The organism is Candidatus Planktophila lacus (assembly GCF_002288385.1).
In the GTDB taxonomy this organism is placed as follows: Bacteria; Actinomycetota; Actinomycetes; order Nanopelagicales; family Nanopelagicaceae; genus Planktophila; species Planktophila lacus_D.
In genome coordinates, this window is record NZ_CP016783.1 from 1,047,374 (window position 1) to 1,065,209 (window position 17,836).

At 47.2% G+C, this 17,836-nt stretch carries 21 protein-coding genes; 5 read left to right on the forward strand and 16 right to left on the reverse strand.

Features of this window, described 5'->3' with window-relative positions; all coding sequences use genetic code 11:
- The first annotated feature begins 1 nt into the window (after position 1).
- Both A1sIIB60_RS05265 and A1sIIB60_RS05270 read left to right on the forward strand, forming a co-directional pair.
- Positions 2–1,351 (forward strand): magnesium transporter MgtE N-terminal domain-containing protein, encoded by a 1,350-nt coding sequence (locus A1sIIB60_RS05265; protein WP_095689397.1) that lies wholly within the window; start codon positions 2–4, stop codon positions 1,349–1,351.
- A complete protein-coding gene (locus A1sIIB60_RS05270) occupies positions 1,351–1,851 on the forward strand; it encodes a DUF1003 domain-containing protein (protein WP_095689398.1) in 501 nt (166 codons plus the stop codon). Before A1sIIB60_RS05265 ends, A1sIIB60_RS05270 begins: the two co-directional genes overlap by 1 nt.
- Here the strand turns inward: A1sIIB60_RS05270 and A1sIIB60_RS05275 are convergent.
- The 9 genes from A1sIIB60_RS05275 to A1sIIB60_RS05315 form a co-directional block, all read right to left on the reverse strand.
- Positions 1,819–2,952: an Mrp/NBP35 family ATP-binding protein gene (locus A1sIIB60_RS05275; RefSeq protein WP_095689399.1), complete on the reverse strand. Its 1,134-nt coding sequence runs from the start codon at positions 2,950–2,952 to the stop codon at positions 1,819–1,821. The two genes, A1sIIB60_RS05270 and A1sIIB60_RS05275, sit on opposite strands and share 33 nt — an antisense overlap.
- The gene (locus A1sIIB60_RS05280; protein ID WP_095689400.1) at positions 2,949–3,257 is read right to left on the reverse strand and encodes a sec-independent translocase; all 309 of its coding nucleotides are present in this window, start codon (positions 3,255–3,257) and stop codon (positions 2,949–2,951) included. The genes A1sIIB60_RS05275 and A1sIIB60_RS05280 overlap by 4 nt, the downstream gene beginning before the upstream one ends.
- A gap of 41 nt (positions 3,258–3,298) precedes the next feature.
- Complete coding sequence (locus tag A1sIIB60_RS05285; protein WP_095689401.1) at positions 3,299–4,432, reverse strand: S1C family serine protease; 1,134 nt, start codon at positions 4,430–4,432, stop codon at positions 3,299–3,301.
- 12 nt (positions 4,433–4,444) lie between these two features.
- Positions 4,445–5,089 (reverse strand): O-methyltransferase, encoded by a 645-nt coding sequence (locus A1sIIB60_RS05290; protein ID WP_223298662.1) that lies wholly within the window; start codon positions 5,087–5,089, stop codon positions 4,445–4,447.
- A complete protein-coding gene (locus A1sIIB60_RS05295) occupies positions 5,068–6,618 on the reverse strand; it encodes a leucyl aminopeptidase family protein (protein WP_223298663.1) in 1,551 nt (516 codons plus the stop codon). The genes A1sIIB60_RS05290 and A1sIIB60_RS05295 overlap by 22 nt, the downstream gene beginning before the upstream one ends.
- 9 nt (positions 6,619–6,627) lie before the next feature.
- Entirely contained in the window at positions 6,628–6,807 is a 180-nt protein-coding gene (locus A1sIIB60_RS05300) for a DUF3117 domain-containing protein (RefSeq protein ID WP_020045748.1), read from the reverse strand.
- A gap of 105 nt (positions 6,808–6,912) precedes the next feature.
- A complete protein-coding gene (locus tag A1sIIB60_RS05305) occupies positions 6,913–7,107 on the reverse strand; it encodes a sigma-70 family RNA polymerase sigma factor (protein ID WP_190279197.1) in 195 nt (64 codons plus the stop codon).
- 10 nt (positions 7,108–7,117) lie between these two features.
- Positions 7,118–7,573, reverse strand: coding sequence for an SRPBCC family protein (locus A1sIIB60_RS05310; protein WP_095677608.1), 456 nt, complete (start codon positions 7,571–7,573; stop codon positions 7,118–7,120).
- 9 nt (positions 7,574–7,582) lie between these two features.
- Positions 7,583–8,131 (reverse strand): LOG family protein, encoded by a 549-nt coding sequence (locus tag A1sIIB60_RS05315; protein ID WP_095671439.1) that lies wholly within the window; start codon positions 8,129–8,131, stop codon positions 7,583–7,585.
- A 30-nt stretch (positions 8,132–8,161) separates the two neighbouring features.
- On the opposite strand from A1sIIB60_RS05315, the gene dapD reads away from it, so the two are divergent.
- Positions 8,162–9,097 carry a 2,3,4,5-tetrahydropyridine-2,6-dicarboxylate N-succinyltransferase gene (dapD, locus tag A1sIIB60_RS05320; protein ID WP_095689402.1) on the forward strand — a complete coding sequence of 312 codons (936 nt, stop codon included), beginning with the start codon at positions 8,162–8,164 and terminating at the stop codon, positions 9,095–9,097.
- On the opposite strand, the gene A1sIIB60_RS05325 is transcribed toward dapD, so the two are convergent.
- The 4 genes from A1sIIB60_RS05325 to A1sIIB60_RS05340 are packed head-to-tail and all read right to left on the reverse strand — an operon-like array spanning position 9,094 to position 12,949.
- Positions 9,094–10,341 carry a SpoIID/LytB domain-containing protein gene (locus A1sIIB60_RS05325; protein WP_095689403.1) on the reverse strand — a complete coding sequence of 416 codons (1,248 nt, stop codon included), beginning with the start codon at positions 10,339–10,341 and terminating at the stop codon, positions 9,094–9,096. The genes dapD and A1sIIB60_RS05325 overlap by 4 nt on opposite strands.
- Positions 10,334–11,149, reverse strand: a complete 816-nt coding sequence (locus A1sIIB60_RS05330) for an ABC transporter ATP-binding protein (RefSeq protein WP_223298664.1) — start codon at positions 11,147–11,149, stop codon at positions 10,334–10,336. Before A1sIIB60_RS05330 ends, A1sIIB60_RS05325 begins: the two co-directional genes overlap by 8 nt.
- A complete protein-coding gene (locus A1sIIB60_RS05335) occupies positions 11,127–11,954 on the reverse strand; it encodes an ABC transporter permease (RefSeq protein WP_095689404.1) in 828 nt (275 codons plus the stop codon). Before A1sIIB60_RS05335 ends, A1sIIB60_RS05330 begins: the two co-directional genes overlap by 23 nt.
- A gap of 11 nt (positions 11,955–11,965) precedes the next feature.
- On the reverse strand, positions 11,966–12,949 hold the full coding sequence (locus A1sIIB60_RS05340; RefSeq protein WP_095689405.1) for a glycosyltransferase family 2 protein: 984 nt from the start codon (positions 12,947–12,949) through the stop codon (positions 11,966–11,968).
- Between the two features lie 36 nt (positions 12,950–12,985).
- On the opposite strand from A1sIIB60_RS05340, the gene A1sIIB60_RS05345 reads away from it, so the two are divergent.
- Together A1sIIB60_RS05345 and A1sIIB60_RS05350 are read left to right on the forward strand one after the other, a co-directional pair.
- Complete coding sequence (locus tag A1sIIB60_RS05345) at positions 12,986–14,110, forward strand: LCP family protein (RefSeq protein WP_095689406.1); 1,125 nt, start codon at positions 12,986–12,988, stop codon at positions 14,108–14,110.
- 23 nt (positions 14,111–14,133) lie between these two features.
- Positions 14,134–15,438 carry a UDP-glucose dehydrogenase family protein gene (locus A1sIIB60_RS05350; RefSeq protein ID WP_095689407.1) on the forward strand — a complete coding sequence of 435 codons (1,305 nt, stop codon included), beginning with the start codon at positions 14,134–14,136 and terminating at the stop codon, positions 15,436–15,438.
- 3 nt (positions 15,439–15,441) lie between these two features.
- Here A1sIIB60_RS05350 and purE read toward each other — a convergent pair whose 3' ends face one another.
- The 3 genes from purE to A1sIIB60_RS05365 are packed head-to-tail and all read right to left on the reverse strand — an operon-like array spanning position 15,442 to position 17,822.
- A complete protein-coding gene (gene purE / locus A1sIIB60_RS05355) occupies positions 15,442–15,948 on the reverse strand; it encodes a 5-(carboxyamino)imidazole ribonucleotide mutase (protein ID WP_095689408.1) in 507 nt (168 codons plus the stop codon).
- On the reverse strand, positions 15,941–17,053 hold the full coding sequence (locus A1sIIB60_RS05360; RefSeq protein WP_095689409.1) for a 5-(carboxyamino)imidazole ribonucleotide synthase: 1,113 nt from the start codon (positions 17,051–17,053) through the stop codon (positions 15,941–15,943). Before A1sIIB60_RS05360 ends, purE begins: the two co-directional genes overlap by 8 nt.
- Positions 17,054–17,057: 4 nt before the next feature.
- Positions 17,058–17,822 carry a biotin--[acetyl-CoA-carboxylase] ligase gene (locus A1sIIB60_RS05365; protein WP_190279198.1) on the reverse strand — a complete coding sequence of 255 codons (765 nt, stop codon included), beginning with the start codon at positions 17,820–17,822 and terminating at the stop codon, positions 17,058–17,060.
- Positions 17,823–17,836: the final 14 nt, after the last annotated feature.

The following is a 17,836-nucleotide window of genomic DNA, read 5'->3' on the forward strand; positions in this document are numbered from 1 at the left end:
AATGAGCGTTAGCCAAATAAATCGAGTCTTTATCGCCCGTCTAGCGGGTACCGCAGTATTTGATCCAAATGGAGATCCAGTTGGCAAAGTTCGCGATGCAGTTGCAACTCTGCGCAGCAACAATCAGCCTCCCCGAATTCTCGGCCTAGTTGTCGAGGTTCCATTACGTCGTCGTGTCTTTGTTCCGATTACCCGAGTTACTTCAATCGAATCTGGCGCAGTTGTTATTACTGGCTTAGTGAATATGCGTCGCTTTGAAGCACGAGCTGGTGAGTTGCTGGTTCTTGGCGAACTACTCGATCGTTCTATCAATTTAATTGAAAGCGGCGAAGCCGTAGTTGTTGAAGATATGGGTATGGAACAAACTCGCACTGGTGACTGGTTTGTTAACCGAGTCCATATTATGAAGAAGGGCAGCGGCTTACGTCGCAAAGGCGCTACCTCAACTGTTCAATGGGAAGAGGTAACTGGTTTCGCCCTACCTGAACATAACCAAGGCGTTACTAACTTACTTTCAACGATCAGTAATTTGCGCGCTGCCGACCTTGCTGCGGTTATTCAAGATCTAGCGCCGAAGCGTCGTGTGGAAGTTGCGCGCGCACTCGATGACGAGCGACTTGCTGATGTGCTGCAGGAAATGGATGAGGCCGAACGTGTTGCTCTCTTGGCTGAACTTGAAGGTGAACGTGCTGCAGATGTCCTTGGCGAAATGGATCCAGATGACGCTGCAGATTTGTTGCGTGAGGTTGGCGAAGAAAAGGCGCAGGTTCTAATCGATTTAATGGAACCAGAAGATGCTGAAGATGTGCTTCGCCTAATGACTTATGAGGATTACTCAGCCGGCGGCATGATGACAACTGAGCCGATTGTGATGAGCGCTGATTATTCAGTTGCCGATGCCTTAGCGAGTGTTCGAGCGCGAGAAGTTTCTCCAGCGCTAGCTTCGCAAGTATTTGTCTGTCGCCAACCGCTAGAAACGCCAACTGGTCGTTACATCGGAATGGTTCATTATCAGCGTTTATTACGCGAGCCACCTTCAACTTTGCTCGGTTCTATCGTCGATACAGATACGCAAGGGTTAAATCCCAACGCATCTCTGCATGAGGTTTCGTCATACTTAGCTAGTTACAACTTGTTATCTGTGCCTGTTGTGGATGCAAATGAGCGTCTACTTGGCGCAGTTACTGTCGATGATGTACTCGATCACTTGTTGCCTGAGAACTGGCGTCTGGAACATCGCGACTCAACCCGCGGAACTGGGCCAAAGTTAAATCTCTCTGATGTAGCAGGTTCAGAAGTTAGTGAAGAAGATCTTGAATTAGATAATCAGATGGAAGAGGAGGCGCGCTAATGGCACGTTCAACCAGCCCTCGCAATAACGGTCTCGACACTCCGCGCGAATCACGTCGTTCAATTCGTCCAAATTACGATCCAGAAGTTTTTGGCCGACTATCTGAGCGCTTTGCACGTTTTCTAGGCACAGCTCGTTTCTTGGTCTACATGACCGTCTTTGTACTCTCATGGGTCTTCTGGAATGCGCTAGCGCCACGAGATCTGCGCTTTGATGACTATCCATTTATCTTTCTGACTTTAATTCTTTCGCTCCAAGCATCTTATGCTGCACCGCTAATTTTGCTCGCGCAAAATCGTCAAGCAGACCGCGATCGAATTTCCCTAAATGAAGATCGCGCTCAGAACGCGCGCTCAGTGGCAGATACCGAATACTTAACGCGAGAGCTAGCAAGTCTGCGAATAACGCTAGGTGAAGTTGCTACACGTGATTTCTTGCGCAGCGAAATTGAAGATTTGGTAAAAGAGTTACGTGCTAAGCCCGAGTCGGACGCCAAGTAGCGAACTGCTACGCACAACTAGTTTTTCAGCGATCGCATAAATAGCTTGCGCACTTGGAGAATCTGGTGCGGCAATTACGATCGGTGCTCCATTATCTCCTCCGGTGCGTAGCTCGGTACTAAAGGGAACTTTTCCAAGCAGTGGAACATCGCTGCCGACTAAATTAGATAGACGAGTCGCGGTTTCTTCTCCGCCTCCTGCACCAAATAAGGCAATTTCATCGCTGCAATGTGGGCATGGAAATGCTGACATATTTTCGATAACGCCAACTACGCGCTGATGAATTTGGTGAGCAATGCGACCGGCGCGCTCTGCAACTTCGGCAGCGGCGATTTGTGGTGTTGTTACAACGACAATTTCGGATGTTGGAATCAACTGACCAAGCGAAATCGCTAAATCGCCAGTTCCAGGTGGTAGATCAATCAACAATAGATCTAAATCTCCCCAGTAAGCATCAGAGAGCAGTTGTTCAAGGACTCTATGAAGCAGCGGTCCGCGATAAGCCACAGCATCAGCGCGCTCTGGCTTAAACATCTCCATCGAAACAACTTTTACGCCATAAGCCTCAAGTGGAATAAACATCTGGTCGATAGCAGTTGGACGTTGCCCCATCAGACCCATCAGCCTTGGAATTGAATGGCCGTAAACATCTGCATCTAAAATTCCAACACGTAAACCCTTGCGCGCTGCAGCGACAGCTAAATTAGTGGTGAGTGAAGATTTTCCTACTCCACCTTTACCTGATGCAACGCCGATGACGCGAGTAAGTGATTCGGGCTGCGCAAATGGAATAAACTTTTCGCGTCCGCCACGCAATAACTTCTTTACATTATTGCGCTGCTCTTCATTCATGACCCCAAAGAGAACTTCTACATTGGAAATACCAGAGACTTTAGTTACCGCTTCAGTAATATCGCCGCGCAACCTATCTTGCATTGGGCATCCCGAAATAGTTAATAGAATTTTAAGTTTTGCCACGCCTTGCGTGATTTCTACTGATTCAACCATTCCGAGTTCAGGAAGCGGGCGATGGAGTTCAGGATCAGAGACAGTTGCTAGCGCAGCGTTAACTTGCTCTAGCAATTCAGCGGCGTTGGTCATGGCAGGTCTGGATCAATCTTGGCTTTGAACTTCGGTGCTCTCTCTGCCGCATCTACTTCATCTAGCGCGTTTGCAATATGTTTTTTGATGAACGTCTTGGGGCGCAAATCAGAAGGTGAAAGATCTTCGAAGCCTGGTCCAAGATTTTCGCGCAATTCGGTAGTTGCGTTAGTTGCCATGGCTCTGACCTTCTTAATCAGCTTTGCCGTATCTACCGCTAACTGTGGAAGACGTTCTGGTCCAACTAAAATCACAGCGAGAACGCCCAAACCAAATATCTCACCGGCGCCAAAATCGAAGAACATAGTTGTTGATACTACTCTTTAATCAAAGATCCACACGCCGACTATTTGCCCGCGGTCAGAGTCACAGTTGTGGTGGCAGTTACACCGTTTCGGATGTAAGTAAGTTGTACTTTGTCGCCGACGCTCTTTGAACGAATGGCCACAATCAACTCTTCTGAGGTGTTAATTGTTCGGCCATCAAATTTGGTAATTAGATCTCCTGCTTTGAGACCAGCCTTAGCTGCTGGGCCACCTGGCAAGATCGCCTTATCGTTAGCGGCAATTCGTGCGCCATCGCCTTCAAATTTCATATCTATTGATACGCCGAGTACTGGGTACGTTGCCTTGCCGTTCTTAATCAACTGATCTGCAGTCTTGCGCGCTTGATTGATCGGAATTGCAAAACCTAGGCCGATAGATCCAGATTGTGATCCAAATGATGAACCTAACGTTGCGATTGCAGAGTTAACGCCAATTACCGCACCAGTTGAGTCAATTAGTGGGCCACCTGAGTTTCCAGGATTAATTGCCGCATCTGTTTGAAGTGCGTTAATAAATGAATTATCACTTCCGGTTTCACCAGCAGTTACCGCGCGATCTTTTGCACTGATAATTCCGAGTGTGACTGTTCCAGAAAGTCCAAGCGGTGAGCCGATTGCGATTACTGAATCTCCAACTGCGACTTTGTCGCTATCTCCTAATTGAAGGGCAGTTAAACCAGTTGTTGCAATCTTTATTACCGCTAAATCATATGAGGCATCTCTTCCGATAATTTTGGCAACGTATTTCTGGCCATTATTAAGAGTCACATCAATATCGCCGTTGTTAGTTGCTGCTTCAGCAATCACGTGGTTGTTGGTGAGGATGTATCCATTACTTTCGATGACAAATCCTGTTCCCGTTGAGCCACCATCTTTTGAGCTTGCTTCAATTGAAACTACGGAAGGAATTACGCGCTGCGCCAGGTCGGCTACTGATCCAGGTGCACGTTCTACAGAATTTGTAACGCGCGATAAGTTTATTGATTGACCAAATAGTGAACCCGAGGATGATGCACCAAAAATTGCACCGACAAGGCCTGCGACAAAGGCGAGCAAGATGGCATTGGCACGGGTAATGAAATTAGCTTTACCGTTTCGAGAAGCCGGCACCCACCAAGGTCCTGTGTTTGGTCCACCAATTTGCGGAGAAGTCATTACGCCATCTTCCTATAACTTAGTTGCTAGTAACAAACCATCGCCGGTTGGAATGAGTGAAACCACCCAATTCTCTGACTCGTTTTTCAAGGATTTCCCAGATTCGCGCAGCGCTACGGTTTTTGGATCGCGCTGCGCAGGATCTGAAACCTTTGATCCACCAAAGAAATTATCGATCACAAATACACCGCCACTGCGCAATATGCGATGTGCTTCGGTGATTGCATAAGGCAAATCTTCTGGGTTGTGGCGAAATATAACTAAGTCATAAGCGCGATCTGCCAGTTTGTTCATTACATCCATGACCGGATTGGTAATCAATCTAAAGCGCGCTGGTGCAATATCAGCATCCTGAAACGCTGTCTTTGCAATATTGCTATGTTCCATTTCGTCGTCAATTGATGTCAAAGTTCCGCTGGCTAGCATTCCTTCTAAGACCCAGAGCGCACCAACACCTGAACCAGTGCCGATTTCAACTACTGATTGCGCAGAAAGGTTATGTGCCAAATGTTTTAAGTAAGCACCTGCTCCAGATGTTGCATCGATAACGCCAATTTCTTCACCGCGAGAACGGGCGCTCTTCTTAACTTCATCTTCGGAGATAAAGCTCTCAGCATAAGAATGTGGATCGATGATCATGAGAGAGATGTTAGCCATTCGATGAGCAATCGCACGCCGAAACCTGTGCCGCCTTTAGGATTTTCTCCAGAGTCGCTTTCACTGCGCGCAACGCCTGCAATATCAAAGTGAACCCAGGTCCGATCTCCGGCAAAGTGCTCTAGGAATAGGGCTGCGGTGACTGAACCTGCACTGAAATGTTTCTTCGATGTGATGTGGCTTAGATCTGCGATTGGACTTTCTAGCGCTTCCTTATAGTCATCTACCAACGGCATATGCCAGACACGGTCTCCAGATCGCTCCCCCGCTTCTGAAAAACTCTTCGCAACTTTCTCATCCCGTGTATACATCGCAGCGTGTTGTCTACCTAAGCCAAGTGTTGCCGCGCCAGTAAGAGTTGCAATATCGATTAGGTAATCAGGGTTTAAATTTATATCTGCAAAGGCCAGGCCATCGGCAAGTACTAGGCGACCTTCTGCATCTGTATCTAATACTTCAACGGTCTTGCCACCGTAGTGGGTAATGACATCACTTGGGCGTTGGGAAGTTCCAGATAACGCATTTTCGGCGAGCATCATCAAGACTGTTACTTGCACTTGTGGCTGGAAATATGGAAGAGCTGAGATAGCGCCTAACGCCGCAGCAGAGCCAGCCATATCTGATTTCATCGCTGTCATAAATTCGTAAGGGCGCTTTAGAGATACACCACCGGTGTCGAAGGTAATTCCTTTACCGACTATTACAACGTGCGGGAGTATCCCTGCAGATTTTTTCTTACCCTTTGGGTGATATGAGATTTGAACGAAACGTGGCCCGGGCTTTGGTGATGAATTACCAACTGCACGCAAGCCACCAAACTCTGCCAATTCTTTACCTGCTAAAACCTTTACTTCTAAACCGCTATCGGCGGCGATCTTCACCGCTTCATCTGCCAGCCAGAGCGGGGTCTTGATATTTGATGGGGTATGAATCAGATCTCTTGTGCGAGAAATAGCGCTTGCGATCGTTGATGCATCATTAATTACCACTGGGGAATCTGTATGAAATAGAAAGAGTGGGATTTCTTGGGTTGGTCCAGTTTTCTGTGTCCAAATATAAGCACCGAGTTGGACTGAGATGGCAAAGGCTTTTAACTGTTGTTCGTCTGAAACGCAGAGCGATGCGATTGTTACCGCTTTGCCTCGACCTTTTCTTCCAAGCGCCGCACCTGCTTGTCGTATCGCAGAATTTGACTCATCTCCAAGTCCGATTAAGAGAATTCGATCGGCAACAAATTGATTTGATGAAACAGGAATTTCAAAAATCTCTCCAGCTTTTCCAGTTGCTGCGAAGAAGGCCAATTCATCGCGCAGGTCTATCTCAAAAGTTTCTTCTAATTTTTCAATTAACTTAAGGTGAGACGGGAAGTTGTATTCCGGTTTCTCTTCTTTATCTGGATTTTTCTCTAGTTTTTTCTCTGGATTTTTCTCTAGATTTTTAATTGCTTGCGTAAACCCAATTGCAATAGATTGCGCATCAGCGAGCGCATCAGATAAAGATTTAAGGTCTACAGCAATGGGCTGAAGCACAAAAGTTACTTACTTCTTGATAAGTGCTACAGCTGCTTCAAGGGCGGCGCTGAGATTATTTGCTTCTTGGGGGTTGAGTTCGACGACAAGGCGTCCGCCACCTTCTAGCGGAATACGCATAACTAGCGAGCGCGCTTCCTTGGTCACTTCCATGGGTCCATCACCAGTACGGGGTTTCATGGCTGCCATGGGGAGAACTCCTTTGATACATAAATGTCGGCCAGATTGCGCCGTTGGTTACTTAAGAGGAGAAGTATCTCGCAGAACTGGCTGAGTATGAAATCGGAGGTTGAATTAGCCCATTCCAAGCAGGGCGGTAATGCGAGATTTTCCCGAAGCCATCACCGTTGAGACTGATTTTTCAGGAACGCCTAAAAGGGTGGCGATATCTCCGACCGACATCTGGCGAAGGTAATGGAGCGAGAGGATTATCCGCTCCTCCTCGGGCAACTGCGCCAAGGCCTCAGCCAAGGTAAGGGGCGCAGTCATAGCCCCAAGGTTACTCGCGTGGGCGCAGTGATGTGGAGAGGCGAGCCAATGAGATTCGCACTCCAACCCAGAGAAACGGTGCGATCGCTAGAAACTTTAAGCGAGAACACTCAATTGTCTCTGACCAATTGAATTTTGTTGATGTGGAGTTAATCGGTGAAAGTACAAAAGAACCGGTTCCTTTAAGAACTTTTCCGGTGTGCACTACATCGCAAATTTCAGGTGGTTGCCACTTTGTTACAACCATGGTGTCTAAAAGACCGAGCGATGAAAACTTCGGATAGAACTTATAAAACGGACCCGTAAATGCTGATATCGAAGTTCCGGCGCCTTCGCGAATTTGTGAAGTAACCCAAACTTTAGTTTGCAGCATCCAGTTGCCTTGTGATTCCCAATCTGCAATCGCCGCCCAAGCGCGTTCTTGAGGGCACGGTAGGTCAATTGTGATTCTAAGTGTGTTTGACATTTGCTTGCGCTACTTACTACTCGAGTTAATAGTTGCGATATCGAGAGCTTGGTCAACGCTCTTTGCCCAATGTAGAAGCTCTCGCTGCCCTGGCTTCACAAAACCATGCTCTTCTAGATGATCAATCAAGGTAGCAAGCGGGGCATATAAATCGTAAGGATCTAAAATGATGACTGGCTTATTGTGAAACTTTAAGAATCGCCCAACCCAAATTTCAAAGAGCTCTTCTAGTGTTCCGATGCCACCAGGTAGTGCAATAAATGCATCGGAAAGATCTTCAATCATCGCCTTTCGATTGCGCATCGAATCCACGATATGCAGTTCATCGCACTCTTTATCGGCAAATTCAATATCTACTAAGCGCTGCGGGATAACTCCGATTGTTTTGCCACCGGCTTCGCGTGCACCGCGGGATACCGCTCCCATCGCCGAAATATGTCCACCGCCTGAGACCAATTCCCAAGAGCGAGCGGCAATTCCTGCACCCAACGAATGAGCCAGGTCGATGTATTTGGGATCGATGGCAAGGGATGAAGAACAGTAAACGGCGATGCGCATGTGGGAAAGGATAGGGGTTAGGCTTATCGCATGTCTGCTTCGCAAAATTCGCCACATCTGGCATCTGGCCACGGAATTGCAACTTATTCTGGAGAAACACTTTTGGATGTCTGGTTCCCAGAACCAGTTCTCGGTACGAATACTTCAAAAGCGCCTGCTGCGCTAAATGAACTTGCCGGAGTTGATGAAGTTAGAAAAGTAAGACGTGAAGTTATCTCTATTGAGATAGATCTCAATGTGGCGCCGACAAGTGCTGCTGATGCCTACTTGCGCCTTCACTTACTTTCACATCGCTTAATCAAGCCACATGGCGCGGTTATGGATGGCATCTTCGGGTTGCTCACCAACGTTGTTTGGACATCTGCTGGCCCATGTGCCGTCGAAGGTTTTGAATTGATTCGAGGAGCGCTGCGCAACAAATATGGCCACGTCACAGTATTCGGCGTCGATAAATTCCCGCGCATGGTTGATTACGTAATTCCATCTGGTGTTCGAATTGCCGATGCTGATCGCGTGCGACTTGGTGCACATCTAGCACCAGGTACAACAGTTATGCATGAAGGCTTTGTTAACTTTAACGCCGGCACTTTAGGAACTTCTATGGTGGAAGGTCGAATTTCAGCGGGCGTCGTCGTAGGCGACGGTAGCGATGTAGGTGGCGGCGCTTCAATCATGGGCACCTTAAGTGGCGGCGGTAAAGAAGTGATTTCGGTTGGCGAAAAGTGTCTGCTAGGCGCCAACTCTGGACTTGGAATTTCACTTGGCAACAACTGCGTAATTGAGGCAGGAACTTATATAACCTCGGCCTCAAAGGTAAAACTTCCAGATGGTGAAATTGTGAAAGCTGCATCTCTTTCTGGTGCCAGTGACTTGCTCTTCCGTCGTAATTCTCTAACCGGTGGTTTAGAAGTAGTAATGCGTACTGGAACTTGGGGTGGGTTGAATTCCATCCTGCACGCTAACTAATTTACCGAAAACCAAGCTGAAGGCAGTTTGCTACGGCTTCTAAAAGTTTCACCGCGAAGTACGGCAAATGATCCATCTGAACTAATCGCTTGGATTAGCGCGACTGATCCTGCAGGGTTATTTGATAGAACTGTTAACGAGATAACATCCGGCAACGCAAATGCTTGAGCAATAACTGCTTGAGATATTTCTCTGGTCCATGAAGCAAAGCGAGGATTAAGTGCAACATCAACGCTTGCGCTATCAGGAACGCTAACTGTGTAAGGGGTTGCAGTACCCCAGGCGTGCTCAGATGTTTCTGTTGTACCGCCCGATGATGAAGAGAAGTAAGCGGTAATTGGACGACCTTCGTAGGTAATTATCGAGCCTGCAGTTCGGTTAACTGCCGCCTTCCAAATTTCCCCAAATCTAGGTTCGCTCTCTTTTGAATAACCAGCAAAGGTTTGATCGCTGATCGTTGCGTATAAATGGCAATCACAGGCGGACCGGATCTTTGTAGATTTTGCATAGGCATATGTTCTAGATGCGATCGCTTGCGCTTCGAGCGCTTGAGTTGGCCAAGATGAGGGCACCTCACCAATCCCCCATAGATACTCATCTTGTAGGCGCACAGAGTTGATAATCGCCAATCGCTTTCCCAAGGTTTTATCTCTAATTACTTTGAGGGATATCTGTCCATGGCGATATTTCTTCGTTGCGCCGTTAGTTGTCAGCGAAATAACAGTTGGTGAACCAGCTTGATAGCGAGTTCCGGACCAACGTAGAGTGAAAGCACTTCCGGTCGTAATTGCCTTGCTAGTAGTTCCCCGCGTTGTACTAATTGCAAGTAGCCCATCAGTTAAATTCAAATTGAGTGAGGTCTTGCTTGGAAAGGTAAGTAAAGGTGTTGCCGTTTGTGTTTCACCTAAATCACCTGCAAATAGTTGAAGTTCTGCACCCTTAGAGTCACTTCTTAGCTTCGCAGATGTGAGTAAATTTCCAAGGTTAATTCGAAGGATCTGCGTATCAGTAACCGTTTCAACAATTGTTCCAGTGTAGTAATACTGCAAAATAGCGGTCGCAGATTCACCGGCTAAAGCTTTCGCTCTGGCACCGATCTGGCTCATTCCGACGCCATGGCCGTAGCCACTTCCTTGAAATGCAAAAGTTGCTGGAACTGTCTCAGCGTTGGCAGCGTTTGGTAGGAAAGTGATCGGTGAGACTGCAATTGAGATTGCAAGTGCAATCAGAGGCTTTTTAGACATCCTCATTTGCTGCTGCGCTCTTTCCGACCTGCATAAATTCGCGATACTGCTTGATAATCTCCGCTGGATTTCCGCGCGCCATCAACTTACCTTTATGTAACCAAGCAACTTCATTACAAACATCTTCGATCGTCGCCATTGCGTGGCTCACCAAAATAAGTGCACGGTCTGCGGTGCGTAGCTCTTTAATGCGGTTCAGGCTCTTCTCTTTAAAGTGGGCATCACCAGTACTGAGGGCTTCATCAACTATCAAAATATCTGGCTGCACCGTTGCCGCTACTGAAAATGCTAGGCGCGCATACATTCCAGATGAATAAGTGCGCATTGGAGCATCTATTGCATCTCCGAGCTCTGAAAACTCGGCGATCGCATCGAACTGGCTATCAATCTCAGCGCGCGACATTCCTGCAGCAAGACCACCTAAGTAAACATTTGCGCGCCCGGTCATAGACGGGTTAAATCCAACACCGAGGGCCAAGAGCGTACTAACGGAACCGTGAACTTCAATGCGTCCTTGGGTTGGGGGAACAATTCCGGAGATAACTCGCATCAGCGAAGATTTGCCGGCGCCGTTTGATCCAATGACTCCGAGCACCGTGCCGTAGTGGACATCAAGATTTACGCTATTTAGCGCGTTAACTACTCGAGTGTGTTTGTTTGAACGTCCAATAGTTTTTAGGCGCGCTTTTAAAGTAGGTCGCTTTACAACCGAAGTCTTATAGGTAAGTCCAACGTTCTGCACCGAAACTGCGAGACCATTTTTTGGGTGAATTGAATTCTGTGAATTAGAGGCGGACAGCGAAATCACGCTCCCTGGATAAGAAGAAATAAGTACCGATAAAAAAGATTGTTAGCGCCCAGATGAGTGCATGCGCTAACGAGAATAAATCTGGGGCTTGGGCATAGACCATTACTTGCGACCAAGCATCGAGGAGATAGAAAATTGGATTTACAATCTCAAAACGCTTTAACTCTTCCGTTAAGTCACTTGCCTGATAAAGAATCGGAGATAAGTAAAGAAGGCTGCGAGTCATGTAAGGCAGGAAACTTGCGATATCTCGGAAATAGACGTTGATACAAGAGATCAGAATCGCCATTCCAAGACCCATCAATAAGGCGATCAGCAATATCGGAATAGCCCAGAACATATTCCACGAGTACTCAAGGCCCAGCGCTGTTCGCATAATGAAGAAGATAAATAAGGTTGGAATAAATTTAAATAGCGCAATCACCGATGCAGAAATTGGAAGCATCACGCGTGGGAAGGCGGTATTTAAAATCAAACGTTGACCAGCGGTGATCGACTTAACGCCGCCACTTAAGCTATTGCTGATCAAATAAAAGAGAAAGAGGCTGGCAGTTAGATGGCCGTATCGAGTGGCATCGCTTTGGCCACCGATAATGTAGATCAATAGAAAGTAAACGCCAGAAAGAAGTAGTGGATTTAAGACCAACCAGAGCTGGCCGAAGACCGAGCCATAGTTTTGTTCACGTAGTTCGGACCTTGAAAACTCTGAGATAAATGAGCGGCGGGCCCAAAGGGAGCGCAGGTATGAACCCAACGGCGGCATGCCAGCGCGAAAGGGTTCGTAAACGGTTACAGGAGCGCTCATATGGGTAAAGGCTACCGCAGCGTTTTAGTTGAGGTGATGAACCCCGCGCCCCAAGCGAAATGCATTGTTGGAATAATCGCTAGAAGTGAAAAAAATTCACGCATTGACCGCGAAATCAGCGCAGCAGATAGCCCTACGAAAACTCCATAAACAAAGACTGGAATATAGAGAATCGGATGAATCAAAGCTCCACCGATTACTGAAGTTACACAACCGATTAGTGTCACCGGTGGGGCTAAGTAACGTAAATTAATTGTTCCGCTATGGCTACGCGAAACAACTCTTCGCCAAGTTCCATACTGAAAATATTGCTTCGCTAGCTTTCTTAAATTCGGGCGCGGGCGATATGTAACTTGAAGTCTGGGATCGAAGTAAATCAATCCACCGTTTTTGCGCAAGCGAAAATTTAACTCCCAATCCTGTGCGCGGGTATATCGCTCATCAAAGCCACCTGCTTGGTTAATTGCTTCTCGTTTAAATGCTCCGAGATAAACGGTGTCTACTTCTCCGGCTTCTCCACCAGTGTGAAAACGTGACGCGCCAACTCCCAATGGACTGCGCATCGCACGAGCAACCGCCTTTTCAAATGTACTTACTCCTTCTGCTGCCATAACTCCACCAACATTTACGGCGCCGGTCTTTTCAATAATCTCTACCGCCAAAGTTAGGTAGTTCTGTGGAATTTTTGCATGGCCATCAACGCGAACAATTATTGGGTGCGTGGATGCAGCGACCGCCAAATTAAGCCCAGCCGCTGTTTTTCCAGATGGGTTGGCTACCAATTTAACTCGCTGATCTCTGGCTGATAGCGACTCTGCAATTTCATCTGTGCGATCTTGCGAGGGGCCAAGGGCAAGAATTACTTCAAAGACCCCGCGATAATCCTGAAAAAGGATTGCCGATATAGATTCTTCTAAGTGCGCCTCTTCATTTAGAACGGGAAGAATTACGCTAACTGCTGGTGAGACAGATAACTCGCCCATAGATGTCGACATAACCCCTCTACGCTATCGCCCAAGTAGAGTTCGTATGTGAAATCGACGCGAGCAATAAAGGTTATTACATCACTTTCTGTGGGTGTAGTACTTCTCGCATCGCTATCTTGGATCGGATTAGGCCAAGTAAGCGGCAGAATCGATCGCATTAGCGTCTTCGCTGGGCTAGATAATCGCCCTGAGAAAACATCTAAGGCTCTTAACTATTTATTGGTTGGTTCAGATACTCGTGAAGGCCTAACAAAAGAAGAGATGAAAGCCCTACGCGTTGGAAATGCTCAAACCGCGGCTGGTGGAAGATCTGACACGATGTTGTTGGTTCACATCAGCAAGAAACGGGATAAGGCATTTCTTATATCCCTACCTCGTGATTCGCTCGTAACAATTCCTGCTCATTTGAGCACAGATGGAAAATCACAGATTCCTGATCGCGAGAATAAGTTAAATGCCGCATTCGCCTTCGGTGGTGCACCACTACTTATCGAAACCATTGAACGTGCGACTAATTTAAAGATGGATCATTACATTGAAGTGAGCTTTGCCGGTTTTGCTGGAATCGTTAACGCTCTTGGCGGCATTGAAGTCTGTACCAAGGTAGATATCGATGATCCAAAGAGCCACCTGGTACTTAGCGCTGGCACACATACCCTCGATGGAATTGAAGCCCTTAAATATGTCCGCACCCGTGACTTTGATGGGCGCGGCGATATCGGACGTATGCAACGTCAACAACAATTTATGAGTTCTGTAATCAAGAAGGCAACAAGCACTGGAGTACTTCTCAATCCAATTAAATTAGTTAACTTTTTGAATGCGGCGATCTCTACCGTAAAAATGGATGAAAACTTAAGCAAGAACGATTTATTGGATCTTGCTAAACAGATGCGCGGACTCTCTTCCGGAAATGTTCGCACATTGACGGTTCCGCTAAAGACCGCAAATGGCAGACACCCAACCGCGGGTTCGGTAGTAATTTGGGATCCAGTGTTAAGCGCTGATTTATGGACGAGAATTCGTGATGATGCAGCGCTAGTAGATGAAGTGACTCCATCACCATCAGCAAGTTCATCTTCATCGGCATCAGCATCTGCCAAGCCAGTTATTGTCGATAAATTTAAGACGCGTACCGCAGCGGAAAATCCATGCGGGGAAATCAAATAGAAGGTGCTTTAGACTAAAACCCTATGAAACTCTCAGTTATTGGCTGTGGCTATCTCGGTGCCACTCACGCAGCATGTATGTCATCACTTGGCTTTGAAGTTGTTGGCGTTGATACCGACCAGCACAAGGTAGATCTACTCTCGCGTGGCGAACTGCCTTTCTATGAACCAGGTTTAGATACTTTGCTCGCAGCAGAGATGAAGACCGGGCGACTCTCATTTACAACAGATTTTTCAGCAGTTGCCGATGCCGACGTTCACTTTATTTGTGTTGGAACACCACAGAGTAAAGATGGCCTTGCTGCAGATTTAACATATGTGAAATCCTCTGTTGCAGCGATCGCGCCACATTTAAAGGACGGCTCACTCGTTGTTGGAAAATCAACAGTTCCAGTGGGCACCGCCCAAGCGCTGCGCGATATTTTGGCTACATCTGCACCACAGGCTGATTTAGCTTGGAACCCAGAATTTCTTCGTGAAGGTTTTGCAGTAGAAGATACTTTGACTCCCAACCGCCTCGTGGTTGGCGTTGTTAATGATCGCGCTGAAGAGATTCTCAAAGAGGTATACAAACCGATCATCGATCTTGGAACCCCTTGGATTCGCGCCGATCTTCCAACTGCTGAACTTGTAAAGGTTGCGGCAAACTCATTTCTGGCAACGAAGATTTCATTTATCAACGCTATGGCTGAAGTTTGTGAAGCAGCCGGCGGAGATGTCACTGTGCTTGCTAAGGCCATTGGTTACGACCCACGAATTGGAAATCGCTTCTTGCAGGCAGGTATTGGTTTCGGTGGCGGATGTCTGCCAAAAGATATCCGTGCCTTTATGGCGCGCGCACAGGAACTTGGCGCTGATCAAGCGCTCGAATTCTTGCGAGAGATTGATGCAATCAACCTACGTGCACGTCAGCGCGTAATTGATGTTGTGCGCGCTGATCTTTCAGAAGATTTAACGCAATATAAAATTGCAGTACTCGGTGCGACATTTAAGCCCGATAGCGATGATGTTCGTGACTCCCCCGCACTTGATATCGCTGCACAACTTCAAGCCGCAGGTGCCACAGTTGTTGTCCACGATCCAAAGGGAATTGAGCCAGCACGTAAGCGTTTCCCAAACCTTGATTTCGCCGAGAAAGTTACCGATTGCGTTAAAGGCGCCGATGCCATCCTCCACTTAACAGAGTGGAAGGAGTACCGCGAACTAGATCCATCAGTTATCGGTCAACTCGTTAAATCAAAGTTCCTGATTGATGGTCGCAATATGCTCGATCGCGACAAGTGGCGCGCAGCAGGTTGGCGCGTTCACGCTCTCGGTCGCTCAGATTAAGGGCTAAAAACCAGTTTTGTGATTACGGCGTGCGCTTAAATTCTCGCCTTTGGCTTTAGCTTCCTTATTAATCTCAGCGAGGTTTAAAGCAACTTTCGCTGAAATTTCAGAATCACTTACTCCTAAGATTCGTGCGGCAAGAATTCCAGCGTTCTTGGCGTTATCGATTCCTACAGTTGCCACTGGAATTCCTGCTGGCATCTGAACGATTGATAGCAGAGAGTCCATACCTTCTAAATTCTTAAGCGAGACTGGAACACCGATTACTGGAAGCGTTGTAAGCGAGGCGACCATTCCAGGTAAATGTGCGGCTCCACCTGCGCCAGCGATGATTACCTTGTAACCCTTAGTCGCTGCATTCTTTGCAAACTCAACCATTTCCTCTGGCATGCGATGGGCTGAGACAACATCGGCGGTGTAACTAATTCTAAATGAATCAAGAGCCTTCGCTGCTTCTTCCATTACCGGCCAATCAGAATCTGATCCCATGATGATTGCTACATCACTCATCGATTTCTCCGCTCATATAGTCGCGCGCGTGGGCGATAACTTCAGTTAATTCTAGAAGGTTTTCGCCGACAACGGTAACGTGGCCAACTTTTCGCCCTTTGCGGATCTCTTTCTTATATTGATGGAACTTCAGATCCGGATTACGTGCCATTAAATGTAGGTAAGGCCGGAACATATCTGTTTTATCTCCACCTAAGATATTTCCCATAACTGCGTAAGGGGCAACCATTGAAGGATCTCCCAACGGAAGATCGAGAATAGCGCGCAAGTGTTGTTCAAATTGGCTGGTCTTTGCGCCTTCGATAGTCCAGTGGCCAGAGTTATGTGGGCGCATGGCAAGCTCGTTAATAAACAATTGTTCGCCCTTAACAAACATCTCAACTGCCATAACCCCAATTAAGGCTAGGTCGTTTGCAATCGAGAGGGCTAAGTGTTGTGCTTTCTCGGCGAGATCGAGAGAAAGTTTAGGAGCTGGTGAAATTGTGCTGGTGCAGATCCCATCCGACTGAACAGTTTGGGTTGGCGCCCAAGTAACTGCCTGGCCATGTGCTGATCGAGCAACCATAACTGCAATCTCAAAATCGAATTCAACTAGCTCCTCAATTAACAACTGAGGAATCTCGTTTAATACCTCATCTAAATCATCGTGGTTCTTGATCTTCCAAACCCCACGGCCGTCATATCCCCCGCTGATGCTCTTTGCTATAAATGGGAAATCCAGTAAATCATCGCCATCGTTAATTACTTTCCATTTTGGTGCTGGATATTCAGTTAGTCGCTGGCGCATTAACGCCTTATTTTGCGAATACTGAAAAGAGTCTGAAGTTGGGAGAACTTTTACGCCCGCTGCTTCTAACCCTTTTATTACCGCTATTGGAACTAGCTCGTGTTCAAAGGTTACGAAATCGCATTGCTTAGCGAAATCCTTTAGCGCTTCGAGGTCGCGGTAATCACCGACTACATGCGGGGCAATTTGAGCAGCGCTATCTTGGTCGCTTTCTGCAAAAAGTAAGAGATTAATTCCAAGTGCTTCTGCCGGAGCTACGGTCATCCGAGCGAGTTGGCCGGCGCCAATGATGCCGACAGTCGGGAAGCGCTCGTTCACGTCACTATCGTAGATGAACTACATCTCCCACGTTAACTTCAGTGCCATCGCTAAGAATTAGCGCGCCCTGTGCGGTGATTGCTACCGCTTCTGCCTCAATTGAATCTCGCCCAAGCACTTCAACTCGTACATGGCGACCGAGAGTCGAACTTACCTGGCGATACTTTTCTAGAAAGTCACCTCCGGAATCCCACGCTTCGAAGATATCCGCAAAGCGATTTAAGAAAGCGCTGAGCAATAAATTGCGATCTAAATTATTTGATCCAGCCAGCGCCAGTGATGTCGCAGTTGGAACCGGAAGTTCATCAGCGCTCATTGCAACATTTAGCCCAATTCCGAGAATTACTCCATCGCCGATTTGTTGCGCAAGCAAACCCGCAACTTTGCTGTCGCCAATTAAAATATCGTTAGGCCATTTTAGCGAGACTTTATCTTTAATATCTTTTGAAATAACTTCGCGCATGGCGAGAGCGGCTAAGAAAGAGATAAAACTCCAATCGCTGCGAGCACGCTTTGGTGCAACGTAAAGAGAGAATAAGAGCGCGCTCTTTGGCGGCGCTTCGAATGTTCTATCTAGGCGACCGCGTCCATTACTTTGAAATTCTGCAGCAATTACTTCACCAGATTTTGCTACTGAAGAGTTAACTAACTCTGCAAGATCGCTTTGTGTGGATGCAGTGAGATCAACCACGCTTACCCGCCAGTACTGCGAAATATTTGCGTCGATGATCGACTTATTAAGTGGCGCTCTTGGCGCTTGGCTACCCACGACTAGTACCGTAG